Consider the following 26780-nt stretch of genomic DNA (forward strand, 5'->3'; position numbering starts at 1 on the left):
GGCCGGCATCGGCAGCCGAGCGCTGCCGTCTATGCCTTTGCCTTTAAGAGCGCGGTCGCAATGCCGACAAACCCAAGGCCCGCCGGCTCCGAGGAAACCCATCGGGGCCTGTGCGGGAGCTTGTCCAGGATAGGCACGATGTTGCGCACGCCAAAGGAATTGCGGATGTAGCCGAACATCGGGGCGTCGTTGCGTGAATCGCCCACGAAAGCCGTTAGGGAAGGCGTATTGACGGGATCCACGCCGAATGCCTCATGAAGCACCCGCTCGCTCATGGCCCGCTTGTCGTAGTTACCGATCCATGTGTTGATATGAATGGAACTGATGGCGACGGTCGCACCCATTTCCCGGATTTGAGCGGCCAGGATCTCGACGTCTTCGTGCGCCACTCCACCAATGTCGATAGCAACGTCGGCCAGCCGGAATGGCTGGTCGTGGGCAATCTTGAAGGGTAGGGTGCTCAGGCTCAGAAGCGCCCTGATGGTCTCCAGATGCTCTCGCTGGCGTTTCGCCTGCCCGATACCGTCCTCCCAGTAATCGAAGCAGACCTGGCCATTTCGCCGGAAAGCCGCAAAGGCACCGCTCTCGCCGATGACCGCAGCCACCGGCCAGGCCCGGACGATATGTTCGCACCAGCCGGCCGATCCTCCGGTGACGGGAACGATCGAAACGCCGGCATGGTAGAGATCCCAAAGCGCCTGGTACGTCTGCGGCAACAGCTGGCCCTCGGTGGTCAGCGTGTCGTCAATATCGGTGAACAAATAACGCACGTCGCGCAGGTCCACCCGCGATGGCGCAGCGCCTATGAATGTCATGAATGCTCCTCGTCGCACACTACGATGTCCATGCTGCTTGCCGCGCATGCGGCCACAACACCGGGGTCATCAGGCAGTCGGTCGGTATAAAACCGGGTCAGTTTGTTGAAGGGAGCAACGCGCACCGAAGCGTTGCGCGTCCATTTGCTGGCGTCGGCGGCCAAAAAGCAGCTCTTGGAGTTTTCGATAATGGCGTTGGTGATCTGGGCTTCGCTGTAGCTGAAGTCCATCAGGCCGTGAACGGGACTGAGTGCACCGGCTCCGACAACCGCATGCGTGGCATAGAACTTCTCGAAAAACCGGATGACGTCGGCGCCGACCACATCCCGGTCGTCGTGACGCAACAGGCCACCGGTCAGATGCACCTCGATGTTTGAGGCGTCGCAAAGGATGAGTGCGACATGGATATTGTTGGTGACGACCGTAAGGCCGCGGTGATCACGTAGCGCCTCGGCCACAAACTGGACGCTGCTGCCGATCCCCAGAAAAACCGTGGAGTCCGGGCCGATATCGGCTGCGACGCGTTTGGCGATGCGCCGCTTTGCAACGCTGTTGAGTTGTGTGCGCGCATTGACGGAGATGTTCCTGCCCTCGACAGGCACATCGACGCCGCCGTGAAACCGCCTGGCATAACCGAGGTCGCAAAGCGCATTGATATCGCGCCGGATCGTCTGCGTCGTCAGGCCGTAACGACGCGCAAGATCCTCGATGAACTGTGTCCCCTCGTTCTCAATCAGCGCGAGGATGTCGCGTTGTCTGCTCGATATCATTCCGGCCCCCTGCACGCCTTCAAGTCAGAAAGAGACTTGGGTCGTCAGTAATGACACCTGTCAAGCCAGCGTCCCAGAAAGGAACAAGAAGATGTGGTGCGTTGCATGTCCAGGCCCTTACCTTGACCCCGCAACGCCTCGCCTCCTCGAGAAGGCCGAAGCTCAGCGCCTTGTAGTTTAGATGGATCGTCGTTGCCGGGATTGAGGTCAGGATATCGGCCCAGTCACGCGGAAGCTCGCGCCAAAGCATGGCGAGATCATAGCTTGGATCGAGCTTATGCATCGCCTTCAGCGCTTCTGAAGCGAAGCTCGAAATCATGATCTCGGTATGTGGCGCACGCTGGCGCAGGTGCGCATGCACGGTCTCAGCCAATTGCGCAAGGGATGTGTGATGCGCATGCTGCTTGATCTCGACATTGGCGCTGAGCCCAAGGTCGCCCAGCTTCTCGATCGCATGTGCGAGTGTCGGCAGCGCCTCTCCGCTGAAGGCTTCAGAGAACCAGGAACCGGCATCGATGCGGGCAAGATCAGTCGCCACCATGTCGGCAAGATGGCCGCGCGAGGAAGAGCAACGGTCGACGCTGACGTCGTGGATGACCACCGCCGTTCCGTCCTTGAGGAGGGCGACGTCGAGTTCGACCCATTTGCAGCCTTGCTCGGCTGCTGCCTTGAAGGCGGCAATCGTATTTTCAGGAGCAACGGCGGAAGCGCCCCGATGCGCCTGGACCTCGTTGCGTGTTGGGCCGGAACGCGGAGTCGTCATTTCGTTACGTCTTTCATCAGGCTGCAGGGCAGACGTGTTTGCATTGTCGTTACAGTGCGGATGCGACATCAGTTCGCTTGCCGGTTTCGCGGCTGAACGGATGCATCTCCTTGACGCGGGCATAGACCGGAAACTTCGCCGCCTCTGCCACGTCGGGACGTCCGGGGACGCTGAGGATGGCGGTGTGGTGAGTGTCACCAAGGCGCACGTGAAGATGGCTTTCTCCACCAATCGGCTCCAAAAGTTCGGCCGTCGCCTCCAGCCGGATCGATGGCTCGGACAGCTCGACAAGCGACAGTTCATCGGGGCGAAGCCCGACAATGTCGGTTCCGGCAGGCAGGTCGAGTGCATTCGCCCCGTTGGAACCGGTGACTATCTCGATCGGCATCAGGTTCATCGGCGGCGAACCGATGAACCCCGCGACGAACAAGCTGGCAGGTCGATCATAGACCTCTACGGGTGAGCCTATCTGTTCGACGAGCCCGCCGTTCATCACCACCAGCCGGTCGGCGAGCGTCATCGCCTCGAGCTGATCATGGGTGACGTAAATGCTCGTCGTCCTGAGCCGCCGCTGCAACCGTCGGATTTCCACGCGCATCTGCACGCGCAGCTTGGCATCAAGGTTTGAGAGTGGTTCGTCGAATAAGAACGCGGCAGGCTCGCGCACGATCGCCCGGCCCATTGCAACGCGCTGGCGCTGACCACCCGACAGTTCGCGCGGCTTGCGCTCCAGCATCGGTCCGATCTCCAGAATGTCGGCCGCTTCCTGCACACGTCGATCGATTTCGGCCCGTGGGGTTCCTCGGTTTTTCAGCCCGTATTCCAGATTGCCGCGCACCGTCATGTGCGGATAGAGCGCATAGTTTTGGAAGACCATCGCGATGTCGCGTTGTGCGGGCTCGGCATTGTTGACGTTGCGGCCGGCAATTTCGATTTTCCCTTCGCTGACGGTTTCAAGCCCGGCAATCATCCGCAGCAAGGTTGATTTGCCGCACCCAGAGGGACCGACGAGGACGATGAGTTCGCCATCGGCAACAGAGAGGCTCACGCCCCTGACGGCGGGTACGGAGCCGTAGTTCTTCTTCAGGTCGACGATGTCGATCGTGGCCATTTCTTATTTCTCCGTTTCAACCAGGCCTTTGACGAAAAGGCGTTGCATGGCGAGGATGACGAGGACGGGTGGTAGGGCTGCGAGGATCACGGCTGCCATCACGAGGTTCCAGCGTGGCTCCGCGTCTGCGACCGCCGCCATGCGCTGAATGCCCATGACAACGGTGTAAAGGCTCTGATCGGTGGTGATCAGCAGCGGCCAGAGGTACTGGTTCCAGCCAAGCACGAAGAGAATGATGAAGAGTGCAGCGATATTGGTGGTCGAGAGCGGCAGGAGGATATCGCGAAAGAACTTCATCGGGCCGGCGCCATCGACGCGCGCCGCTTCCATCAGTTCTTCCGGCACGGTCAGGAAGAACTGGCGGAAGAGGAAAGTCGCGGTCGCCGAGGCAATCAGCGGAATGATGAGGCCGCCATAATTGTTGAGAAGCCCGAGATCCGCGACGACCTTGAACGTCGGCACAATACGAACTTCGACCGGCAGCATCAGCGTGATGAAGATCATCCAGAAGGCAAGCGTTCGAAAAGGGAACCGGAAGTAGACGATCGCAAAGGCCGAGAGGATGGAAATGACGATCTTCCCGACCGCCACGCCAACGGCCATGACCAGCGAGTTGATCATCATCGGCCCGATCGGCGGGGCACCCGAACTCGTCATCCCGGCTGACAGCATCGTGGCATAGTTCTCGACAAGATGAGGGCCTGGAACAAGCGGCACGATGCCGGAGAGAAAGTCATTGCCGCCATGCGTGGAAGCGATGAAGGCAACGTAGACCGGAAAGACGACGACGGCGGCACCGATTATCAACACAAGATGCGCCAGGAAATTCAGGAATGGACGGTTCTCAACCACGGCAGAACTTTCTCAGTATTGAACGCGCCGCTCGATGAAGCGGAACTGGATAGCCGTGAGGCCAATGACAATCAGCATCAGGATGACGGACTGTGCTGCCGACGAGCCCAGATTGAGGCCGATAAACCCGTCGAAGTAGACCTTGTAGACGAGGATTTCCGTTGCGCGCGCCGGGCCACCCTGTGTCGTTGCGTGAATGATCCCGAAGGTGTCGAACATCGCGTAGACGATATTGATGACCATCAGATAGAAAGTCGTCGGCGAAATCAGTGGGAAGACGATCGTCCAGAAACGCTTGACCGGACCGGCGCCGTCGATTGCGCCGGCCTCCTGGAGCGACCGCGGCACCGATTGCAAACCCGCGAGGAAAAACAGGAAGTTATAGGAAATCTGCTTCCACGTCGCGGCAATGACGATCAGCGCCATGGCGTCGGTGGAGTTGACGAGATGGTTCCAATTGATCCCGACGGCGCGCAGCATGTAGGCGACGATGCCAATCGACGGATTGAACATGAACCACCAAAGAATGCCGGCAATCGCGGGCGCGACCGCATAGGGCCAGACGAGCAAGGTAGAATAGATCCGCGATCCCCTCAGAACCCGCATTGCTGCAACAGCCAGAAGCAGCGAGATCGACAGCGACAGGAACGTGACGAGGACGGCGAATACAATCGTATTCCCGAACGCGCTGACGTAGATCGGATCGGCAAACAGCCGTCGGTAATTCGCGAACCAGACGAAAGTGGTCTTGAAACCGAAAGCATCGTTACGGAGAAACGACTGCCAGAACGCCGTTCCGGCCGGCCAGACAAAGAAAACAATGGTCACCAACATCTGCGGTGCAAGCAGCAGATAAGGCAGCAGTTTGTTTGGGAAGACGGTTCGCTTGGTCTGCATGTGTCCCCTCACGCAAGAACAGATGGCAAGGAGGAAGCCGGCTGGGCCGGCTCCCTGTGTCGGGGACTATTGATTAGCCGATTGGAAATCGCGCAGCTGCTCGTTGCCACGGTTAACGACGGAATCGAGCGCCTCCTTGGCGGATTTCTTGCCGCCGAGCAAAGCTGCGAATTCGTCATCGATAATGCCGCGCACCTGCACGTAGTTACCGAAACGAATGCCCTTGGAGTTTTCCGTAGGCGCGACCCGCGTCAATTGCTTGATGGCAACATCCGAGCCGGGATTCTTCTCGTAGTAGTCTTGGTCCTGGCCAAGCTTGTAGGCCGCTTCCGTGATCGGAAGGTAGCCTGAGAACTGGTGCCAGCCGGCCTGGACTTCGGGCTTTTGGAGGTAAGTGTAGAACTTCGCTACGCCCTTGTATTCTTCTACCGGTCTTCCCTGCAGCGTCCAGAGGGTCGCCCCGCCGATGATTGAGTTCATCGGTTGCTTGATGACATCGTCATAGTAGGGTAGCGGCGCGAAGCCGACCTTGAAGTCCTTAGCGTTGTTGACCACGCCGGCGCGCCCAGCCGAAGAGTTCATGTACATGGCGCATTCCTGCGAGTAGAACATCGGAGGCGCGTTATCGCCACCACCTGGGCCGCCATATTTGAACAGCCCGTCATCCTGCCACTTTTTGAGGTTGCCCCAATGGCGTTCCGTGAGGTCGTTGTTGAAGGTGAACTCGGCATCGAGACCACCAAACCCGTTGGCCTTCGTCGAATACGGCTTGTCATGCAGCGCGTTCAGATTTTCAGTCTGGATCCACGAAATCCATGCGCTGGTGAAGCCGCACTTGGCAGCACCCGACATAACGATCTTGCGCGAGAAGGATTCGACGTCTGCCCAGGTCTTCGGCGGAGTCTCCGGGTCGAGACCGGCTTTCTTGAAGACATCCTTGTTGTAATACATGATCGGGGTCGAGGAGTTGAACGGCAACGACAGCACGTTCCCATCCGTGTCGGAGTAGTAGCCAACGACCGGAGTAATGAATTTACTCTGATCCCAGGCTTCGCCCTGATCCTTCATCAACTGGTAAATCGGGTAAATGGCACCCTGCGCGGCCATCATCGTGCCGGTACCAACTTCGTAAACCTGCACGATTGCAGGCTGCTGGTTGGCTCTAAAGGCTGCAATGGCCCCGGTTAGCGTCTCGTCATACGTTCCCTTGAAGACCGGAACGATCTCGTAGTCGCTCTGCGATGCGTTGAACTTCTTTGCGATCTCTTCGAGCTTGGCACCGTTTTCGCCTCCCATGGCGTGCCACCACTGAATCTTGGTTGCCGCCCATGCCGCCTGCGATGCCAGAAGCACTGCCGCCACACCTGCCGACAGGAACAAAGCCGTCTTTTTCATGCTCACTCCCTATTTGGTTCAGAGCCTCCCGCTCCAAACTTGCGGGGGACCGTATCAGGCGATGTTCATTTTGCAAGAACAAATATTCAAATGAACATTGCCAGTGAAAATACCGCCGATAGTACTGCCAGGGATTGAAAAAACTCATCAGGGCTGACGTCCATGGGCGCGGATGCCCGCATATCTCATTCATATGAACCTTTTGCGACTACAATATCGAAAGGGCGCAAAGGTCGGCGAGTGCCGTGGCGGAGGTCCCGTTAGAAATGGAGTTCCAACCTCGATCGAACTGGCCAAGTCGAAAGACTGTGGAAAGTCACGCTGCCACACCCTATCTAAAAGTATGCTAGGTTTCCGGTGCCCGCTGCTGTGATATTGCCCGATCTCAATCGGGAGAGATTCGATGGCCTTGATCGATATTCTGACGTCCGTGGCTCTCGCGGCAACTGCAACGGTCACCGCGTCCATTTCGCCGGCTCAGACGTCAACTCCTGCCTTCCGGCCATTCGGTGTTTCGCAAGATGCCCTGCCCTCCGCGCTCGGCTGCACGCCGATTTACGGCAACCAGCCAGATACGACAGGACAATATTCGTGCAACAGCTTGCCGGACGGAAATGACCTCTACGACCAGTATGTACTCGCCTACGTCCGCGGGATGGGAATCTGCAACGTCGTCGCGGTCTCTCGCTACATCAACGATGACCAGCGCGGCACTACGACGCGGCAGGTCTATAAGGAGGCGACTTCCTTGCTCGCATCCCAATTCGGTCCCGCGGACGAGAAGATCGACCATGTTGCCACGTCCAAATTCGGAAAGGATGGGATGTTCAAAGAGGCGGTCATCGCCCAGGAACGACAGATCTTCGAGCAGTGGGACAACCTGAACACTAAGTTTCAAAATGCCCAATCTGCCAGCGTGACCATTTCCGGAAGTGAGGACGCGGGGTTGGCGGTCTACAGTATTCTCCGCTTCGCCCACAACGATGCATGCCTCAGCAATCTCGAGCAACAGACGGGACTGTCCGGCGACGACGCAGAGTGATTGGGGTTGGCTGCAGATTTCGAACAAAAGGCCGCCAGCCGGCGGCCTCAAAGCAAAGCAGCTCAGGCGTCCGATCGAGCCCGACCCGTTTCTGGTCAGGATATGAACAATGCCCGCAAGCGAGAGAATAAGCCCGGCCGTTCTGCGCCGAGAATCCCCCGCACATAATGGGCTGCCGTTGCGGCGTTGACCGTCGCGCCGAAATGGCAATAGCAAAGCACATTGTGCAGTTCACTATCGGTAAGACTGAAGAATTTCTTTGCCTGACCGTAAGTGTCATTTTCCAATCCAGCAGCCCGCAGGATCGGATCCTCGAAGGCGACAGAAATCGGCGAGTTATCACTGCGCAGCAGCGACAAGACTGAAGTCGGCTGATGTTCCGTCTGGTAGAGGGTCGCCAGTCGTCGATGCGGACTCAGCTCGAGAAGCTCCACCCAGCGCTCGAGACGCTCGATTCGCGACATGATGCGGTGCGGATATGTCTGGTCGATATCCGCAATATTTTGCAGTTGCTCCAATGTCTGATGTTTCATGGTGGGCTCCATTCGGCTGAAATTTGCGCAGCCCCAATCACGCGTACGCCCCTGTATAATTGAGCTAGGGGACAGGGAAGCCCAATCAAGATAGCCTCGAAGGATTTATGCAGGCTTCGAGCAAATTGAATGACAGGCCGCTTTGGAGCCGCGCTTTGTTACACAGCGTATCCGGCCGCAACGCGCTCTTTGGGCCAGCCTTAAAGATATCAAAAAAAGGCCCAGGCTGTCGGAAACCGAGCGGCCAAAAGCCCCCAAGCCGTATGAATTTCATTCCTAAAGGGTTTCGCGCGACGAACAATATAAGTTGACATAAACAGTAAAGTTTCGCAGGAGCGTACGAACCCGCAATTGCTATCCGAATGCGAACAAAGAGACACCGCGCATGTCGACGCCCTTCCTGACCATGACACAGATTGCCTATCAAGCCGAAGGAAAGACCATCCTTGCGGCAATCGACCTGACATTGAAGAGCGGACGCGTCTATGGCCTGGTTGGGCAGAACGGTAGCGGCAAGAGTACGCTTCTGAAGATCATGGCCCGACAGATCACTCCGACGGCTGGCGCCATCGATCTGAAAGGACAAGCGCTTGCGCGCTGGGGCGGCAGAACCTTTGCCCGGCAGATCGCCTATATGCCGCAGTTTACGCCGGCAACCGACAGTATGACAGTTCGAGAACTGGTGGCACTCGGCCGCTTCCCCTGGCACGGCACGCTCGGCCGATTTACCAGCGTCGATCAGAAACTGGTCGATGAAGCCATAGAGCGCACCGATCTCGAGCGTTTTGCACACAGCTCGGTTGCCCACATGTCTGGCGGCGAGCGGCAACGCGCCTGGATTGCCATGATGCTGGCACAGAATGCGCAGTGCCTGCTTCTCGATGAACCGACTTCCGCGCTAGACCTTCTGCACCAGGACGGTGTCCTGGCACTGCTTCGCGAACTCAGCCATGAGCGCCGGCTGACGATCGTCGTCGTCCTCCACGATATCAATCTGGCCGCCCGCTATTGCGATGAGATTGTGGCCCTGAAGAATGGTCGTGTCTCGGCACACGGCACGCCGGCCGACATCATAAAATCCGATGTGCTGAAATCGGTCTTCGATTTGGAGATGGGTGTATTTTCGCACCCGGTCAGCAACGATCCGATCAGCTACATCCTCTAACAACGGCATTTGGTCGTCATGCGCGCGGACGGGACCGGGATTGGCGGGTTCACCGTATGCATGCCTATAATCTATTATTTCTATGGACTAAGAAATACGCAGCCGCCACGGCCGTCAAATAGGAAAAGTCTTTCCTCGATGCCCCTCCCCGGATGCTGCATGGTGACGCCAAATGAACGGGAGTCAGCCATGAACGCGCAACTGCATCACCTCGTACCGGACCGATCTGCGGCTATTTTTCTTGAGAATGAACAACAGGCGATCGCTGTCGCGCAGGAGCTTGCAAAGCAGTTTCAGACAACCGCATCAAGGCGAGATCGTGAGAGGCTGCTCCCCTTCGCTGAACTCGACGCCCTATCGCAATCCGGCCTGCTTGGTATCACGGTTCCTGAGCAGTACGGCGGGCTCGACGTGTCCAATTCGGTATTGGCTGAGATCATCGCCATTCTGTCCGAAGCAGATGGCTCGATTGGTCAGATCCCGCAGAACCATTTCTATATCCTGGAGGCGCTGCGCACCGACGGAACGGAAGAGCAGAAGCGCTTCTATTTCGGCCGTGCGCTTGCAGGCGACCGCTTCGGCAATGCTCTTTCAGAGCGCGGAACAAAGACTGTCGGCCACTACAATACCCGCATCACACGCGACGGCATCGGCTATCGCATCAACGGGCGGAAATACTACTCGACAGGCGTCCTGTTTGCCGACTGGATCGCGATTTTCGCACTGGATGAGGAAGAGCGGCTGGTTATGGCCTTCGTACCGAAGGGCACCGAAGGCGTGGACATTATCGACGATTGGGACGGTTTCGGTCAGCGTGTCACCGGCAGCGGCACGACGGTTCTCAACAATGTCTATGTCCACGCAGATTCCGTCGTGCGTCATCATAGAGGGTTCGAGCGTCCGACGACCATCGGCTCTGTCGGACAGATCATTCACGCCGGCATCGATCTTGGCATAGCCCGCGCTGCCTTTAGCGAAACGCTCGACTTCTTGCGGACCAAGTCGCGCCCTTGGACGAACAGCGGCGTCGACCATGCGTCGGAAGATCCGTTGACGATCGCCAGAATCGGCCAAATCGCCATTCGGCTGGAGGCCGCGACGGCGACAATCGAACGGGCCGGCCGCAAGGTCGATGCGGCACAGATCGGCACGACGCAGGAGAAGGTCGTTGAGGCGACGCTTGCCGTGGCGGCAGCGAAAGTCCTGACGACCGAGATCGCCCTTGAGGCCACCAACACCCTCTTCGAACTTGCCGGCACCGCGTCGGTGACGCTCGATGCCAATCTCGACAGGCACTGGCGCAACGCGCGTACCCACACGCTGCACGATCCGGTGCGCTGGAAGTACCATGTTGTCGGCAACTATCACCTGAACGGCGTCATCCCGCCGAAAAGCGGCGCCTTATAAGTCATCCGTCAAAGCAAAACCCCATTCTCTTGCCTGGGAATGGGGTTTTGCGTTTTGAGACTGTAGTGCACCTTAACTGTAAAGGCTGACTTCAGGAATCTTGTCGTTCAGAACAAACTCGCCGACTTCCTTGGCCTTGTAGAAGACTGGATCGTGCAAGGTGTGCGTGCGCACGTTTCGCCAGAAGCGATCAAACCGATATCGTTCTGCCGTCGAGCGCGCACCGGTCAGTTCGAAGACGCGCGAGGTGATGTCGAGCGACACATGGGTCGCGTGTATCTTGGCAGCATAGGCCTCCGCCGCCGCTTCGCCACGCTCGCGTGCCGTCACATGATGCCCACGCGCGAGACTTGCCTGAACGGCTGCAGCAGCATCGTCCGCCAACGCGGCGGAGGCTTTCAGCGCCGCGGTGAACTCGCCGATGCGCTCGAGAATGTAAGGGTCATCGGTGGCGCGCTCGACGCCAGAGGTGATCCACGGCCGCGTCGTCGTGCGGACATAGTCGATGGCCGCCTGCAGCGCCCCTTCTGCCGTACCGAGGTAGAAATTGACGAAGACAAGCTGGATCAGCGGCGTGTTGAAGGTGGCGAGCACGGGCGGCAGCGCACCCGGCGCATCAACGAAATCCTCCTCGTAGACGGGAAAGTCGCGGAACTCAACGCTGCCGCTGTCGGACAAGCGCTGGCCGAAATTGTCCCAGTCGTCGTTGGCCATGTAGCCCGGGCGGCTTGTCGGTACCGCAAAGCCGACGATCTTGCCATCGAGGCTCGCATTCGCGTTGATGTAATCGGAGACATGCGCCGCCGTGGAAAAGGACTTGCGCCCGTTGAGCACATAACCGCTGCCGCGACGCGTCAGGACGAGACCGGGATCGCGTGGATTGACGGCGGCCCCCCAATAGAGATTCTTGGCGACCGTTTCGCTCCCGAGCACGCGGGCACGGGCCTCGTCGAACGCCCAGTAGACGTACTGACTGTTGACGAAGTGGTAGCCGAGCAACTGGCCGATGGAGCTTTCGCCGCGTGCGAGAATGCGCGTGAGCTTCAAACCGTCCACCCAGTTCAACCCACCCCCACCGATCTCCGGCGCATGCAGAGCGTTCAGAAGACCAGCGTTCTTGAGTTTGACGATCTCGGCAAGCGGGGGACGCCCATCGCGGTCGAGCTGGGCGGAGCGCTTGGAAAGATCGGCGGAAATATCCTTTGCACGGGAGAAGAGATCCTCTCGGCTGGCTGTGCGATTGCTTGCAAAGAGCACGTTGGATTGGCTCATGGGTCGGAACTCCAATTCTTGAAATGGTGTCGGCAGGACCTCGCTGCTCCCGCCGACAAGTCGAGGCAGGCAGCTTAGAAAAGCCTGTCCGGAATCCAGCTTGCGGTCGCCGCGTCGCTCGTGGCGAAGGCCGGAACCTTCTGCGCCAGGTCCTCGATCGTCTTGACCCCGGCCGCGCGCAGGCTTTCCTGGGTGAGCAGCGCCGGCTTGACGGTGATCTGATGGGCAACGTCCTCGCCCGCGACCTGCAGCGCCGCCGCACGCACGGACACGGCCCCGACCACCGCCGGATTGGTCGCGACCGTCGCGACCCAGGGGCTACCGTCTTCGGTGATCTCCTGAATGTCCGCAGTCGAGACGTCAGCAGAGTAGATCTTCAACTTCTTGGTGATGCCGAGATCGCTTGCCGCCAATTTCACGCCGCGGGCAAATTCGTCATATGGCGCGAAGACGACACTGATGTCGGGATTGGCCGAGAGAACGGCCTTCGCCTGATCGGCCGTAGAGGTTGCCGTCGTATCGTTGACGACACCAAACCGCGCCTTCTCCACAACGCCGGCGTTTTCCGATCGGAACTTGTCCCAAACCTCGTTGCGGCGGTCGAGTGGCGCAAAGCCGGCGACATAGGCGTAGCCCGCCTTGAAACTCTTGCCATTGTCTTTCACCGCCTGATCGAGTGCGAGTTGCGCAAGCTCGTGGTCGCTCTGTTCGACCTGCGGGATCTTCGGGTTATTGAGATTTACGTCGAAAGCGACGACCTTGATGCCCTTGTCCAGCGCTTGCTGGGCTACGTCTCCGAGCGATTCTGGCAGGCCGTGATCGATCACGATGGCGGATACGCCGAGGTTGATTGCCTGCAGCACCTGTTCGCGCTGCTCTGCGGCATCCTGGCGGCCCGGAAAGACACGCAGATCAATATCGAGCGACTTCGCCTGCGCTTCGGCACCGGCCTGATAGGCCTGGAAGAAGTCGCCGGCGGAAATGTAGCTGATCAGCGCTATTTTGACGCCACCCTTGTCGAAGGGGGCGGGCGCACCGGCGAGGCCTCCGGCGAAGGCCGCCTCAGAGACAAAGAGCGGGATGGCGGCGCTCAGGGCCAGCCGTGCAAGAAGTTTCATCGTCGCGTTCCTCTAGTCATTTGAAAGCGTCGTCTGACGGACGGCAGATCCCTGCGACGCACGAATTATTAGATATAAACTCTATGTTTTTAGTAGATTAAATCGTCTGATTTTGCGGGCTTGCAGAGATTCTTTGTTTCGCGGGCAAGACCTGGCCGGCAAAGGCTTGCCTGGAAGTTCGGCCATTCTCCAGGTCAATATCAGCCGCTCGAAGCCGATCGGAATACCACGATGCCACTTCTTCATATAGAGAATCTTACCCGCAGCTTTGGCGCGACGCGTGCGCTGGCGGGGGTCGATCTTACGATCGATCGGGGAGAGCTCGTCGCGTTGATGGGCGCGAACGGTGCTGGCAAGTCGACGCTGGTCAAGATCCTGTCGGGCGTGCTTGCCGCAGACGGCGGCAAGATCAGCCTCAACGAACATGCCTTCGCTCCCCGTACGCCTTCCGAGGCCAGCAGTGCCGGTATAGCGACCGTCCATCAATCGACGGATATTGTCGGCGCCGCCGGGCTTACGGTAGCGGACGCACTGCTCCTCAATCGCTTTGCCGACCGCGGCACGCCGTTCTTCGTCTCGCGCCGGAGCCTCCGTCGCCAAGCGCGGGCAATGCTCGACGCCGCAGGCTTTTCGCTACCGCTCGATCGCGACTTCGGCGATCTCGCTGCGGCCGACCGTCAGCTCGTGGCGATTGCCCGGGCTCTTGCGGACAGGGCCGATCTGTTGATCCTCGACGAGCCAACCGCCAGTCTTTCCGGCGACGAAAGCCGACGACTGTTCGACATACTTTTGAAGCTGCGTTCTAAGGGCCTCGCGATCCTCTACATATCCCATCGTACGGCCGACCTCGAAGCCATCGCAGATCGAGCCCTTGTGATGCGCGGTGGCCGTGTCGTGCGCAGTTTCCGCCGACCGATTGACTTCTCGGGTGCCATCGAAGCAATGATCGGCCGCCGGCTCGAGGCGGCACATCCGGACGCGCGCGGCCAGCCTGGACCCTTGGTCTTTGAGATGCGTAGCGCGCGCCTCGTGCCGACAAGTGTGCCCTTCGATCTGACGATACGAGAAGGAGAGGTTGTCGCGATCACCGGGGCGCTCGGCGTTGGCAAGAGCCGACTGCTGTCTGCGATCTTCGGCGCGAACCGGCTTGCCGGCGGAGAAATGCTGCTCGACGGGCGACCGCACGCGCCGCGATCCCCTGCCGAGGCGATTGCCGCTGGCGTTGCAATGGCTGGGGAAGACCGCCATCGTTCATCCTTGATCCCAGCGGGCTGGCCGGGACATTCGCTTGCCGCCACGATCAGTCTTCCGCATTTGTCGAGATGGTATCGGCAAGGCTTCCTGCTCGGCGACCGGGAACGGCGCGAGGCAGTAAAGGCAATTTCCCGTCTCGGGATCAAGACTTCTGATCCCCTCGCCTCCGTCTGGAGCCTTTCCGGCGGCAACCAGCAGAAGACTGTGATCGCCCGCTGGGAGGCCGAACCAAGCCGACTGCTTCTCCTTGACGAGCCTTTCCAGGGCGTCGATGTCGGGGCGCGCCGCGATATCATCGATGCGATCCGCGCGCGCACCGATCGCGCCACATTGATCGCCACCTCCGATCCTGAGGAGGCCTACGAAGTCGCCGACCGCATCCTGAACATCGAACGCCATACCCTGCGACCGATCGCAGCCGCCAATCCAGTCATTCAAGGAACATATGCATGACGACGATCGATGATAGTGCTCTTTCAAAGGAACCAGCTGCACCTGACGACATCAGCAAAGATAGACGCAGCGCCGGCGCGGTCTTGCGCTCCGGCGCAGTCTTCATTCTGCTCGGCCTGATGCTGGTCGGCTTCGGCGTTGCCGAACCAGCCTTTATCAACATCGGCAATCTGATGAGCGTCCTGCAGGCAGTATCTGTCGTCGCGATCCTCGGGGCCGGCGTCACAGTGACGCTGGCCGTCGGCGGTTTCGATCTTTCCATCGGCGCGGTCGCCGCCTCAAGCGTCATGGCGGCAAGTTACGCCATGATCGTCTGGCAGCTCGATGCCTTTGCGACGGTACCTCTCGTGTTGGCCTTCGGCGCGACAATTGGGCTCATCAACGCCTTGCTTATCGTGCGCCTGCGCGTGCCCGATCTGCTGGCCACGCTTGCCATGATGTTCCTTTTGTCCGGATTGCAGCTCATCCCGACGGCGGGCCGCTCGATCTCGACCGGCCTGGTTCTGCCGGATGGATCGAAGGCGGTAGGAGCCTATGATCCGGTCTTTCTCCTCATCGGCCGGTATAGCTTCCTCGGCACGTTGCCCGTCTCGGTGCTGCTCATGACGCTCGTGGCACTTGTTCTCTATGTCCTCACCGAACGCACGCGCATTGGTCGACTGCTGTTTGCAACCGGCGGCAACGAGGTGGCAACACGGCTTGCAGGAGCGTCCACCGCGCGACTGAAGACGCTTGCTTATGTCATTTCAGGCGCGCTCGCCTCTCTCGGCGGCATCGTAATCGCTGCCCGCGTCGGTCGCGGCGACGTCTCGTCCGGCGGATCATTGCTCATGGATGCCGTGGCCGCCGCTCTGATCGGCTTCGCCGTCCTCAACCTTCGCCGCCCCAATGTGCTCGGAACTCTGGTGGGGGCGGTCTTCGTCGGCGTGCTGCTGAACGGCCTGACGATGCTGAACGCGCCTTATTACACGCAAGACTTCGTGAAGGGTGCAGTGCTGGTCGGCGCACTTGCCCTCACCTACGGCCTTGGCCGCAACCTGGATCGCTGAGAGCAGACTGCCGCCTTCCGAAATTTTCCCGTCGGGCGGTCCTTTTGGAATGACGTTTCTCCTTAATGATTTAAATCCATATATTTTATGGATTAAACGGAAACGAGAGGGTTATTTCCATGACTGAAGAAACGGCATCCGGCTTCGGCCGCCGCGAAATCTTGAAGCTCGCGGCCGTCGCGGGGGCAACATTTGCAGGCGCAGGCGTTTTTGCGTCGGCGTCGGCCAGCACTGCGGAGGATGGGCTTTCGCTGAAAGGCAAGCGCATCGCAATCAGCGCGACCGGCACCGACCACTATTTCGATCTGCAGGTCTACAACGCCCAGATCGAAGAGGTGAAGCGGCTGGGCGGCGAGCCGATTGCTGTCGATGCCGGCCGCAACGACGGCAAGCTGATCGCCCAGTTGCAGACGCTGGTGGCCCAGAAGCCCGACGCACTGGTGCAGATCCTCGGTACGCTCAGCGTCATCGACCCGTGGCTGAAGAAGGCCCGCGACGCCGGTATCCCGGTGCTGACCGTCGATGTCGGCTCGACCAATTCGCTTAACAACACGACCTCGGACAATTGGGGCATCGGCAAGGATCTCGCCTTGCAGCTGGTGTCCGACATCGGCGGCGAGGGCAACATCGTCGTCTTCAATGGCTTTTACGGCGTGACGCCATGCGCTATCCGCTACGACCAGCTGGTCAATGTCATCAAGTACTTCCCGAAGGTGAAGATCCTTCAGCCGGAACTGCGCGACGTCATCCCGAACACCGTCCAGGACGCGTTTACGCAGATCACCGCGATCCTTAACAAGTATCCGGAAAAGGGTTCGATCAAGGCCGTCTGGTCAGCCTGGGATATTCCGCAGCTCGGCGCTACACAGGCGATTGCCGCGGCCGGCCGTAACGAGATCCGTACCTACGGCGTCGACGGCAGCCCCGAGGTTCTGCAGCTCGTCGCCGATCCCAAGTCTCCGGCAGGCGCCGATGCTGCCCAGCAGCCGGCCGAGATCGGTCGCGTCGCGATCCGCAACGTCGCAAAGCTGCTGGCCGGACAAACGCTGCCGCGCGAGACCTATGTCCCGGCTCTCCTCGCAAACAAGGAGAACGTCGGCGAGATCACCAAGAAGCTCGGCATCGGCTGATAGCCGTCTCGCGATGCGGCCAGGCCGCATCGCCTACCTTACCTCTGAAGAGCCAGCAACATGACCGCAGCTGAACCAGCCGAGCCCGGCGACGCCATCATTCGTTTTGACCGTATCGTGAAACGCTTCGGTGGCGCGCAGGCGCTGGCAGGCGCCTCCTTTGCTGTGCGACGCGCCACCGTGCATGGCCTTGTCGGTCAAAACGGAGCTGGCAAATCCACACTCATCAAAATCCTTGCCGGCCTGCATAGGCCGGACGAAGGGCGCATTGAAATCGAAGGACGCGGCTACGAAAGCCTGACGCCGCATCTCTGCGAAGAGCTTGGTATCCACTTCATCCATCAGGACCGCCTGTTGGTGCCGACGTTCACTGTCGGGGAAGCGCTTTTTCTCGGCCGCGAAACACGCCTTCCCGGAACACCGTTCCTCGATCGCCACGCCATGCAGCGGCGGGCAGAAGAAATCCTTCTCAACTACTTCGGGCTGCGGCTGGCGAAAGATGCCCTGATCGGCGAGCTTTCCACTGCCGAACGACAGATCGTGCAGATAACCCGTGCCCTGCTCAACCAACCCAAGGTGCTGGTCTTCGATGAGCCGACGGCAGCGCTGGTGCGGCGTGAGGCGGAAACGCTCTTCCGGCTAATCCGACGCCTTCGCGACGATGGCGTCACCATCATCTATATCTCTCACTACCTCAACGAGATCGAGGAACTGTGCGACCACGTGACGGTCCTGCGCAACGGCCTCGACGTCGCCTCGCTGCCGATTGCCGAGACCTCGGCGAAGGGCATCGCCGGACTGATGATCGAGCGCGATATCACCGAGATGTTCCCGAAGTCACATGTCGAGCCGGGCGCTGAAATCCTCAGGGTCGAGGCTCTATCGGCACCGAACCGTTACGACAATGTCGGTTTCACGCTGCGCCGTGGCGAGGTGCTTGGCATCACCGGTCTGCTGGGATCCGGAGCCAAGGATCTCATCCGTACGCTCTTCGGGCTGGAACAGGCGGCATCCGGTTGGATCGAGATGGACAGCAAGGCTGCGCAGTTGCGCAACCCCAAACAAGCCGTCGAGCGAAGCGTCGCATTGGTGCCGGAAGATCGGCGTGGCCATGGAGTGGGTCTCGATCTCAGCCTGACCGAGAACATAACCTTGTCGAGCCTTGCGCGATATACCCGCTTCGGCTTCCTGAAGCGGAAGCGTGAACGCTCGGACACCGACGACCTCATTCGGCGCCTGCAGATCAAGACCACCGGACGAGACGCGCTGGTGCGCACACTTTCCGGTGGCAACCAGCAGAAGGTCGCAATTGCCAAATGGCTGAGCCGACAATCGGAGATCTACCTCCTGGACGAGCCGACGGTCGGCGTCGATATCGGCTCCAAGGTGGAGATCTACGCGTTGATCGGAGAGCTCGCCGCCCGTGGCGCCGGCATCATCGTTCTTTCCTCAGACCTGCCCGAGCTTGTGGGCATTACCGATCGGATCCTCGTTTTCTTCCGCGGACGTGTTGTCCGCGAACTCGTCTCCTTAGACACCACAACGGATGAAGTGCTGGCGGCATCGACCGGCGCTTCGGAAGGATTGCGCCATGTCGGCTGATGTTCCCTTCGCATCCCTGCCCGCCATTGCCGACAGCGACGCACCGAAGTCCAGGGGTAATCTCGCAGCCGCTGCACTTCGCTTCGGATCGTTGCTGGCCTTCGCCTCCATTTTTGTCGTCTTCTCGCTCACCGCTCCTTATTTCTTCACGATCGGCAACATTGGGAATGTTCTCGGTCAGTCGGCCATCGCAGGCGTTCTTGCGATCGGCTTGACGATCGTCCTGATCGCCGGAGGCTCAAACGTGGTCACTGGCGGTATCGATCTGTCGCTTGCCGCCAATATGGGCTTGAGCGCTGCGGTCTATGCTTCGCTCATTCAGCTCGGCTATGGCGATGCGACTGCCGCCGTGGGAGCAATCCTCACCGGGTTTGCGATCGGTGCCGTCAACGCGGCCGCCGTCGTGCTCGCCGGCATCGTGCCGCTTCTGGCAACGCTTGCCGTGATGAATATTGTTGCCGGCCTTGAACTGGTTCTGACCCAGAATACCGTGGTACCCGCCTCCACCGACGTGTTGACCGCGATCTCGACGTCTGACAGCTTCGGAGTGCCGATCCTCGCCTATATCCTGATCGGCTTCACAGCCATTGTGGCGGCGATCATCCAGTACACGCCACTCGGGCTGCGGCTTTACGCAGTCGGTGATTTTCCAGACGCTGCCCGCGCAGCTGGCCTTCCCCTCAAGCGTCTTGTCGCCGGTGCGTTTATCGCAAGCGGCCTCTGCGGTGGCCTCGCCGGTATTCTCTCGGTGTCCTATCTCAGCGGCAGCACGACGGGTTCCGGGGAAATGCTCCTGCCAGTCGTCGTCACCGCCCTGCTTGGTTCGGTGTTTTCGCGCCGCCTTGTTCCGACGATCACCGGCACCTTGATATCGGCGCTCTTCGTCGGTTTCCTCGTCAACGGCTTCCAGCTTCTGAACCTGCCGAGCACGCTCGTCAGCGGCGTCCAGGGTCTCCTGATCCTGATCGTCGTCTCTGCCACGACCTTGCTACGCAAGTGGGAGATCTGACCATGTCTGCTTCAATTTCCGCCGGGCGACCGCTCGCCAGTCTTTCCCGGTATGGTCTGATACTCGCTCTCATCGCCGTCTTCTCGATCTTCTCTGCTGCCGCTCCGACCTTCCTGACGACGGGCAATCTGCAGAGCATTCTCGTCAACAACTTCACGCTGCTCGCCATCGTCTCGATTGCCATGACGCTCGCGGTGTCGGCTGGCGGGATCGACCTCTCGGTCGGCACCGCAGTTGATTTTGCAAGCTTCGCGTTCGTTTCGCTCGTTCTTGCCGGCCAACCCGTCGCGCTCGCACTGCTCGCGGCCCTCCTGGCCGGCGCCCTTGTGGGAGCCTTCAACGCGATCCTGATTTCTGCAATCGGGGTGTCGCCGTTCCTGGCAACACTCGGCACCCTGTTCATTGGCCGCAGCATCCAACAGCTGCTGACGAATGGCGGCAATCCCGTCTATCTGCCCCCGAACGGCGTTCCCGATGCCTTCCGCTTCCTCGGGCACGGAACCATCGCAGGCCTGCCAGTTCCACTTCTAATCGCTGCCGTCGTGATCTTAAGCGTCGCAGTGCTGTATTCTAAAACGCGTTTTGGTCGTGTTGTGCTATCCATCGGCATCCAGCCAAGCGTGGTGCGCTATTCCGGCATCGCGCTTGGACGAGATGTCGCTGTCATCTTCATTCTCGCAGGCACGGTCGCAGCAATTGCCGGCATCATCCTGACCTCCACCGTCACGGTCTACATTCCCTCATCAGGCAATGCTTTCCTCTTGAATGCGATCGGCGCCACGTTCATCGGTACAACCTTCTCGCCACTCGGCCGGCCGAACGTCGCCGGTACCGTGCTCGGGGTTCTACTTCTCAGCATCGTGTCCAACGGTCTGCTTTTGACCGGACTGAACTTCTACTGGCAGCAGGTCGGCACCGGCAGCCTCATCTTCGCCGTGCTGGCATTCAGCTTCATCAACCAGAAAGCGGTCGGCGCCTGATCGCGGCCGACCAAACCAATTCAGGAACAGTGACATGAGCCGAGAAATCAGGCTGAACGCCTTTGACATGAACTGCGTCGGACACCAATCGCCCGGGCTCTGGCGCCACCCGCGCGACAAATCCTGGACCTACAAGGATCTCGATTACTGGGTGCATCTTGCCAAGACGCTCGAGCGCGGGAAGTTCGACGGGCTGTTCATCGCAGACGTGCTCGGGGTCTACGATGTGCTGAACGGCAATGTCGATGCGGCGCTGCGCCATTCGGCACAGGTGCCGGTCAACGATCCGCTGCAGCTCATCCCAACCATGGCCTATGAGACCGAACATCTCGGCTTCGGTCTGACCGCATCGCTCTCCTTCGAGCACCCCTACACCTTCGCCCGCCGGATCTCCACGCTCGATCACCTGACCAAGGGGCGGGTGGGCTGGAACATCGTCACCTCCTACCTCAACAGCGGTGCCCTCAATGTCGGCCAGCCCGCGCAGACGAACCACGACGATCGCTATGACCTCGCCGATGAGTATCTCGAGGTCTGCTACAAGCTTTGGGAAGGCAGCTGGGAGGATGACGCCGTCGTCCGTGACCGCCAGAAGGGCGTTTTCACGGACCCGCGGAAAGTGCATCCGATCCGCCATGCAGGCAAGCATTTCACCGTGCCGGGCATTCACCTCAGCGAGCCCTCCCCACAGCGCACACCGGTGCTCTATCAAGCGGGCGCCTCCAGCCGTGGCAAGGACTTCGCCGGCGCTCATGCCGAGTGCATTTTTGTCGCCGCACCGTCGAAAGCCGTGCTCAAGCGCTATGTCGCCAATGTCCGGCAGGCGGCCGAGCGGGCCGGCCGCAACCCGCGCGAAATCCTCGCCTTCAACCTGCAGACGGTCATCCTCGGCGAAACGGATACCGAGGCGCAGCGCAAATTCAACGAGTACCGGCAATACGCATCCTTTGAAGGAGCGCTGACGCTGATCTCAGGCTGGACCGGGATCGACTTTGGCCAGTTCGGCCCGGACGAGGTGCTGCGCCACCGCCATACCAATGCTGTGCAGTCCGCCGTCGAGACCTTCACGACGATCGATCCGAGCAAGGAATGGACCGTACGGGAAATGGCCGATTGGGTCGGTGTCGGCGGCTTCGGACCCGTCTTCGTCGGCTCACCATCGACAGTCGCTGACCTGATGCAGGAATGGGTCGAGGAGACCGACGTCGACGGTTTCAACCTTGCTTACACGGTAACCCCGGAGAGCTTCGAGGACGCGGTCGAGCTACTGGTGCCGGAACTCCAGAAACGCGGCGTCTACAAATCGGAGTATCGACAGGGAACCCTTCGCGAAAAGCTGGGTGGCACAAGCCCTCGCCTGCGGGCGCCGCATCCAGCCACCGCCTATCGCAATCTCGCAAACACGACGAAGCTTGCCGTGTAAGGCCGATAGGACGCAACGGCAAGCAGCCCATGACGTCTTCACACATTGGGTCCAATGTTTGATCATTGCCGGCTCGGCTCGAGAAGCAACCTACAACGTCACCGTGCTGAGCTTCGACGAACTGGTGGCAACGTTGCGCGCACGACTTAAGCTTCCTAAAGGACGAAAAGGCATCGCGTTGACCTAGGAGAAAAGCCGCGCGGGAAATGGTCCGCGTTTGGCTTTTGTCGCCAGGCGCTCTTAGCTTAGCGCGCCAACACGCCGATTTGAGTTGCGTGAATAGCCGAGCTTCTCGGATATTTCCGATGCCGCGTCGAGAAGACTCTCAAGATAGGCCGCCCGATTGCGCAAGCCATCTTCGCGCGGCGCGACCAAGCATAGCGTCGCGATGCAGGCGCCGTCCGCCTGATGAATAGGCACGGCGAAGCAATGCGTGAAGTTCTCGACTTCGCTGTTGAAGGTGAAATAGCCGTCGCGCGCCGCGTTGCGGACTTGGCCGATGAAGTCGGCCGGATCGAGGCGCCTGCCGTTCGGCAGCACGAAGTCGTCCGGAGGAATGAGGTCAAGGATCTGGCGGTCGGACAGGTGCGACACGAGCAGCCGCCCCGAGGCCGTCCAGGGTATCGAGACGAGTTCGCCGACATTTGAGGAAATGCGGAACGGGCGGATGCCTTCCCGCATCATAGCCACCGTATACTTCGTACCCTCGAGGACGCACATCTGCGCCGTCTCCCGGGTTTCCTCTGCGAGGCGGATCAGCATGCGCTCGCATTCGCGCATGAGGTCGAACTGTTCGGCATAGGCGGTGCCGAGGAAATAGAGCCGGCGGCCGAGATAGACCCGGCCATCGTCCTGATAGTAGTCGAGCATGCCATGGCTGAGCAGCAGGTTGACGAGCTCGTAGACCGAGGAGCGCGGCGCACCGATCTCGGCGGCGATCTCGTTTGGCCGCATGGGCTGGCGCCTCACGCGCAGGAATTCGAGGATCTCAAAGGCACGATCCAGTCCTCGGGTGCGCCGCGACACTGTGTCGACACCAGCCTCAGCCATGCTTTTCTCCAGTATTAGGCGCGATCCGCGCGGTAGGCAACGCAGTCAACTTCGACCTTGCAATCGACCATCATGCGTGATTGGACGCAAGCGCGCGCCGGAGGGTTTTCGCCGAAATAGTCGGCATACACGCCGTTAAAGCTCCAGAAATCGCGCGGATCGTCAAGCCACACGCCCACGCGCACGACGTCTTCAAGGCTGTAGCCCGCCTCATTGAGAATGGCAATCAGGTTTTCGATCGCCTTTCGGCTCTGGGCAACGATTCCGCCACCGACAATCTCCCCCTTTTCCATAGGGACCTGACCGGAAACATACAGCCAGCCGCCTGCTTCGGTGGCTCGGGCGAAGGGAAGTGGTTGTCCGCCTGCACCTGTTTCACCGGCCCCATAACGCTTGATCGTCATTCTTTTCACTTTCTCTTTTAGTTGAAGCTGGAGGTCTTCAGGAATTCAGCCAAGCGCTCGGTCTTGGGCCTCACGAACATCTCCTTTGGATCACCCTGCTCGCAGATGACCCCTTGATTCATGAAGATGACACGCGATGAGACTTCGTAGGCAAAGCGCATCTCATGGGTGACCAGCAGCATGGTCATGCCGTCTGCCGCGAGACCCTTGATCACCTGCAGCACTTCACCCACCAGTTCGGGATCAAGAGCCGAGGTCACCTCATCGAACAGCATAAGGCGTGGTGACATTGCGATTGCACGGGCGATTGCCACGCGTTGCTGCTGACCACCGGAAAGCTGGCCTGGGTAATGATTGGTTCGTGCCGACAACCCGACGCGGTCGAGCCAACGCTCGGCGATCAAGCGCGCTTCGGCTTTCGGCATCTTCTTGACCTTGATGAGGCCAAGCATGACGTTCTGGGCTGCAGTCATGTGCGGGAACAGGTTGAATTGCTGGAAAGCCATTCCCGTAAGAGCGCGTTGACGGGCAATCTCCTTCTCGGTCTTGCGCCGACGCGTCGATCCTTGGACGTGGTAGCCGATCTCTTCGCCATCGAGGCTGATCGTGCCGCCCTGGAATTCCTCCAGCATGTTCACGCAGCGCAGCATCGTGGTCTTGCCCGAGCCGGACGAGCCGATGATCGCAATGACCTCGCCTTCCTGCACGGAGCAGTCGACGCCTTTGAGAACCTCGTGTTGGCCGTAAGTTTTGCGCAGGCCCTTGATTTCAAGCATTGTCTTGGCCATCGATCGGCCTCCTCAGGATGGAAGGGCAGTCTTGCGCTCGACGAACTTGCCGAAACGCTCGATACCGAAGTTGACGACGAAATAGAGGGCTCCTGCCAGGAAGTAGAACTGCAGGCTCATGAAGTTGCGGGAGATGATCTCCTGCGTGCGCAGCAGCAGCTCCGCTACACCGATTACCGACAGCAGGGTCGATGCCTTCACCATTTCCGCCGCCGTATTGACCCAGGCTGGCAGGCACTGGCGCAGGGCTTGAGGCCACAGGACGGAGGTGAACGTCTGCGTGAACGTCAGTCCGATCGCTTTTGCAGCTTCGGTCTGTCCCTTCGGGATGGCTTGCAGGGCACCGCGAACGATCTCACCGACGTGGGACGAACAAAATATCGCCAACGCCAGAACGCCCGCCGCAAATGGTCCCAATTCGATGCCCACGGCGCTCGAGACGTAGTAGCTGGCGAGGACAAGGACCAAAACCGGCGTGCCGCGGATCACGTCCGTATAGGCCCTCACGATCAGGCGCAGCACACCGTTTCCATAAACCAGAGCCAGACCGACAAAGATCCCGAGCACCGAGCCTGCGAGGATGGCCAGCAGGGAGATCGATACCGTCATCGCGACGCCATTTACGATGACATGGCGGGCGATCCAAAGTTGATCGAGAAAAGTTTGAGACATTGGCTTACCTCGGCAATGCCAGACGCCGCTCGACAAGGCGCATCAGCGCGGCAATGAGGAAACAGGTGACGACATAAAGAGCGGATGTGACTATCCAGGTCTCGATCACACGGAAGCTCTCGACGTTGATCTTGCGTGCTGCAAACGTCAGCTCGGGCACGGCGATCGTTGCGGCAAGCGATGTGTCCTTGAAGAGAGAGATGATTGTCGACGATAACGACGGCAGAACGTTGCGGATCATCAGTGGCGCTATGATCGAGGTGCGTATCTGCATCGACGTTAGGCCAATCGCCATTCCGGCTTCCGTCAATCCCTTTGGAATGGACAGAAGTCCAGCGCGGAAAACTTCCGCCAGATACGCTCCCGAGTAGAGCGACAAAACCAGGACGAAACTCTTTATCTTGTCGAGCCGGAAGCCGATTTGAGGCAGCGCAAAGAACGCAAACAAGACGAGAACGAGGATCGGCAGATTTCGTATCACAGTAACATAGGAGCGCGCCGGCACGACGATGAGGCGGTTCCTCGAAAGCAGCGCGAAAGCTACAAAAAGGCCGAGGACAGCCCCGATCAAGATCGAGATCACCGCCAAGCCGAGGCTCAACATCAAGCCGCTAAGTAGGAAATCGAAGTTGCGCCAAACGGCAGCGAAATTCAGCGTATAACCCATTATAGGCCGCCCTCCAGAAACGGGAGCGGGATGGACCCGCTCCCTTGGGCCATTTACTTGTATTCGACCGGGAAGCCGATTTGCGGAGGCGTCAGATCCTTGCCAAACCAGGTCTTGAACGATTTGGCATAGGCATCAAATTCGACACCAGTCATGGCTTCGTGAAGGGCGGTGTTGACGAAATTCAGCCAATCCTGGTCGCCGCGCTTGACGCCGCAGGCATAGGTCTGCGGATTCCAGCCGAAGCCTGCATCCTTATACTTGCCGGGGTTTTGGGTCATGTACCACGCCAGCGAGGACTGGTCGGTGGCCACGGAATCGGCGCGGCCGGATTCCAATGCCTGATAAATCAGGTCTACGGAGTCATACTGGTCGACCGTCGCTTCCGGAAGCGCAGCATGAACCATAGCTTCTGCATAAACATTCTGCAGGACCGAAATTGTCACCGATGAGCCGGCAGCCTTAAGCGCTGCGTAGTCGGCATACTTGCCATCAGCCTTCAGCATCAGGCCGACACCTTCACGGTAATAGGGAATCGTGAAGGCGATCTGCTGGGCTCGCTCGCCCGTCACCGTCATGAACTGGCAGGTGATGTCGACTTTGTCCGTGGTGATGTTCGGAATGCGGGCGTCTGAGGACTGATTGACGTACTCGATCTTCTCAGGATCGCCAAAGAGAGCCTTGGCGATGATGTGACCCATATCGACGTCAAATCCCTGGAGCTTGTCATCGGCGCTCTTGAAGTGCCAGGGCGCATTGGTGCTGCCCGTCCCCATGACGAGGTGACCGCGAGCAAGCACCTCGTCGAGCTTGCTCCCGTCGGCAAGAACCGGGCGGGAAAGGACTGTGGCTGCGGCCAAAGCGATCAGGCCGACACGAAAAGAAGATGTCATGGCGTTCCCCTTGTGAACATTTGTTTCTGTCCAATATTCCGGACATGTGTCTGTTTTATTGGATTAAGATAGGAAGCGGCATCGGTGATGAATTGTCAAGCTGCATCGCCAAAAAAGCTGCAACGATCAAAGTTGACTGCTTTTTGGGCAGCGCAGCATGTCGTTTGTCGAGGTGGACACGTCCCTCGGCGAGCCCTTCCTGACCGCAATCTACGATTGATTGCCCACGATACTGTTTCCGAGAAGGGACGGCCGACGTTGGTCAC

General features: G+C 59.4%; 26 protein-coding genes. 10 read left to right on the plus strand and 16 right to left on the minus strand.

The genetic code is table 11. The annotated features are described in order from the left end of the window. Positions 1-29: 29 nt before the first annotated feature. From K9B32_RS07840 to ugpB, 7 genes are all read right to left on the minus strand, one after another. Positions 30-815, minus strand: a complete 786-nt coding sequence (locus K9B32_RS07840; RefSeq protein WP_224561386.1) for an HAD-IIB family hydrolase — start codon at positions 813-815, stop codon at positions 30-32. After that, positions 812-1585 (minus strand): DeoR/GlpR family DNA-binding transcription regulator, encoded by a 774-nt coding sequence (locus K9B32_RS07845; RefSeq protein ID WP_224561387.1) that lies wholly within the window; start codon positions 1583-1585, stop codon positions 812-814. Before K9B32_RS07845 ends, K9B32_RS07840 begins: the two co-directional genes overlap by 4 nt. 19 nt (positions 1586-1604) lie before the next feature. Next, on the minus strand, positions 1605-2348 hold the full coding sequence (locus K9B32_RS07850; RefSeq protein WP_224561388.1) for a glycerophosphodiester phosphodiesterase family protein: 744 nt from the start codon (positions 2346-2348) through the stop codon (positions 1605-1607). Between the two features lie 49 nt (positions 2349-2397). Next, entirely contained in the window at positions 2398-3459 is a 1062-nt protein-coding gene (ugpC, locus tag K9B32_RS07855; RefSeq protein ID WP_224561389.1) for a sn-glycerol-3-phosphate ABC transporter ATP-binding protein UgpC, read from the minus strand. A gap of 3 nt (positions 3460-3462) precedes the next feature. Next, positions 3463-4311 (minus strand): sn-glycerol-3-phosphate ABC transporter permease UgpE, encoded by an 849-nt coding sequence (gene ugpE / locus K9B32_RS07860; RefSeq protein WP_224561390.1) that lies wholly within the window; start codon positions 4309-4311, stop codon positions 3463-3465. A 12-nt stretch (positions 4312-4323) separates the two neighbouring features. Further along, positions 4324-5208 (minus strand): sn-glycerol-3-phosphate ABC transporter permease UgpA, encoded by an 885-nt coding sequence (ugpA, locus tag K9B32_RS07865; RefSeq protein ID WP_224561391.1) that lies wholly within the window; start codon positions 5206-5208, stop codon positions 4324-4326. Between the two features lie 66 nt (positions 5209-5274). Continuing rightward, the gene (gene ugpB, locus K9B32_RS07870) at positions 5275-6603 is read right to left on the minus strand and encodes a sn-glycerol-3-phosphate ABC transporter substrate-binding protein UgpB (RefSeq protein ID WP_224561392.1); all 1329 of its coding nucleotides are present in this window, start codon (positions 6601-6603) and stop codon (positions 5275-5277) included. A 403-nt stretch (positions 6604-7006) separates the two neighbouring features. On the opposite strand from ugpB, the gene K9B32_RS07875 reads away from it, so the two are divergent. Continuing rightward, positions 7007-7645 (plus strand): hypothetical protein, encoded by a 639-nt coding sequence (locus tag K9B32_RS07875; RefSeq protein WP_224561393.1) that lies wholly within the window; start codon positions 7007-7009, stop codon positions 7643-7645. A 95-nt stretch (positions 7646-7740) separates the two neighbouring features. On the opposite strand, the gene K9B32_RS07880 is transcribed toward K9B32_RS07875, so the two are convergent. Continuing rightward, positions 7741-8178: a hypothetical protein gene (locus K9B32_RS07880; protein ID WP_224561394.1), complete on the minus strand. Its 438-nt coding sequence runs from the start codon at positions 8176-8178 to the stop codon at positions 7741-7743. Positions 8179-8563: 385 nt separating this feature from the next. Between K9B32_RS07880 and K9B32_RS07885 the strand changes: the two genes are divergently transcribed. After that, complete coding sequence (locus tag K9B32_RS07885) at positions 8564-9343, plus strand: ABC transporter ATP-binding protein (RefSeq protein WP_224561395.1); 780 nt, start codon at positions 8564-8566, stop codon at positions 9341-9343. Between the two features lie 189 nt (positions 9344-9532). Further along, the gene (locus K9B32_RS07890; protein WP_224561396.1) at positions 9533-10750 is read left to right on the plus strand and encodes an SfnB family sulfur acquisition oxidoreductase; all 1218 of its coding nucleotides are present in this window, start codon (positions 9533-9535) and stop codon (positions 10748-10750) included. Between the two features lie 72 nt (positions 10751-10822). Here the strand turns inward: K9B32_RS07890 and K9B32_RS07895 are convergent, their stop codons facing one another. Both K9B32_RS07895 and K9B32_RS07900 read right to left on the minus strand, forming a co-directional pair. Further along, positions 10823-12022, minus strand: a complete 1200-nt coding sequence (locus tag K9B32_RS07895) for an acyl-CoA dehydrogenase family protein (protein WP_224561397.1) — start codon at positions 12020-12022, stop codon at positions 10823-10825. Between the two features lie 74 nt (positions 12023-12096). Then, positions 12097-13140 carry a substrate-binding domain-containing protein gene (locus K9B32_RS07900; protein WP_224561398.1) on the minus strand — a complete coding sequence of 348 codons (1044 nt, stop codon included), beginning with the start codon at positions 13138-13140 and terminating at the stop codon, positions 12097-12099. A 231-nt stretch (positions 13141-13371) separates the two neighbouring features. On the opposite strand from K9B32_RS07900, the gene K9B32_RS07905 reads away from it, so the two are divergent. The 7 genes from K9B32_RS07905 (at position 13372) to K9B32_RS07935 (ending at position 22040) form a co-directional block, all read left to right on the plus strand. Beyond that, the gene (locus K9B32_RS07905; protein ID WP_224561399.1) at positions 13372-14847 is read left to right on the plus strand and encodes a sugar ABC transporter ATP-binding protein; all 1476 of its coding nucleotides are present in this window, start codon (positions 13372-13374) and stop codon (positions 14845-14847) included. Further along, a complete protein-coding gene (locus K9B32_RS07910; RefSeq protein ID WP_224561400.1) occupies positions 14844-15896 on the plus strand; it encodes an ABC transporter permease in 1053 nt (350 codons plus the stop codon). The genes K9B32_RS07905 and K9B32_RS07910 overlap by 4 nt, the downstream gene beginning before the upstream one ends. Before the next feature lie 119 nt (positions 15897-16015). Then, positions 16016-17026, plus strand: coding sequence for a sugar ABC transporter substrate-binding protein (locus tag K9B32_RS07915; protein WP_224561401.1), 1011 nt, complete (start codon positions 16016-16018; stop codon positions 17024-17026). 60 nt (positions 17027-17086) lie between these two features. Further along, positions 17087-18628, plus strand: coding sequence for a sugar ABC transporter ATP-binding protein (locus K9B32_RS07920; protein WP_224561402.1), 1542 nt, complete (start codon positions 17087-17089; stop codon positions 18626-18628). Continuing rightward, the gene (locus tag K9B32_RS07925) at positions 18618-19637 is read left to right on the plus strand and encodes an ABC transporter permease (protein ID WP_224561403.1); all 1020 of its coding nucleotides are present in this window, start codon (positions 18618-18620) and stop codon (positions 19635-19637) included. The genes K9B32_RS07920 and K9B32_RS07925 overlap by 11 nt, the downstream gene beginning before the upstream one ends. 2 nt (positions 19638-19639) lie before the next feature. After that, on the plus strand, positions 19640-20617 hold the full coding sequence (locus K9B32_RS07930; protein WP_224561404.1) for an ABC transporter permease: 978 nt from the start codon (positions 19640-19642) through the stop codon (positions 20615-20617). 34 nt (positions 20618-20651) lie between these two features. Beyond that, entirely contained in the window at positions 20652-22040 is a 1389-nt protein-coding gene (locus K9B32_RS07935; protein WP_224561405.1) for an LLM class flavin-dependent oxidoreductase, read from the plus strand. 240 nt (positions 22041-22280) lie between these two features. Here K9B32_RS07935 and K9B32_RS07940 read toward each other — a convergent pair whose 3' ends face one another. The 6 genes from K9B32_RS07940 to K9B32_RS07965 are packed head-to-tail and all read right to left on the minus strand — an operon-like array spanning position 22281 to position 26514. Then, positions 22281-23090, minus strand: a complete 810-nt coding sequence (locus K9B32_RS07940) for an IclR family transcriptional regulator (RefSeq protein ID WP_224561406.1) — start codon at positions 23088-23090, stop codon at positions 22281-22283. A gap of 14 nt (positions 23091-23104) precedes the next feature. Continuing rightward, positions 23105-23494, minus strand: a complete 390-nt coding sequence (locus K9B32_RS07945) for a RidA family protein (RefSeq protein WP_007800161.1) — start codon at positions 23492-23494, stop codon at positions 23105-23107. A gap of 17 nt (positions 23495-23511) precedes the next feature. Continuing rightward, entirely contained in the window at positions 23512-24282 is a 771-nt protein-coding gene (locus K9B32_RS07950) for an amino acid ABC transporter ATP-binding protein (protein WP_318013318.1), read from the minus strand. A gap of 12 nt (positions 24283-24294) precedes the next feature. Next, on the minus strand, positions 24295-24954 hold the full coding sequence (locus K9B32_RS07955; protein WP_007800158.1) for an amino acid ABC transporter permease: 660 nt from the start codon (positions 24952-24954) through the stop codon (positions 24295-24297). Between the two features lie 4 nt (positions 24955-24958). Continuing rightward, positions 24959-25621 carry an amino acid ABC transporter permease gene (locus K9B32_RS07960; protein ID WP_224561407.1) on the minus strand — a complete coding sequence of 221 codons (663 nt, stop codon included), beginning with the start codon at positions 25619-25621 and terminating at the stop codon, positions 24959-24961. Between the two features lie 53 nt (positions 25622-25674). Further along, positions 25675-26514, minus strand: a complete 840-nt coding sequence (locus K9B32_RS07965; RefSeq protein ID WP_224561408.1) for a transporter substrate-binding domain-containing protein — start codon at positions 26512-26514, stop codon at positions 25675-25677. Positions 26515-26780: the final 266 nt, after the last annotated feature.

This window comes from Rhizobium sp. 3T7 (assembly GCF_020166565.1).
Lineage (GTDB): Bacteria > Pseudomonadota > Alphaproteobacteria > Rhizobiales > Rhizobiaceae > Rhizobium.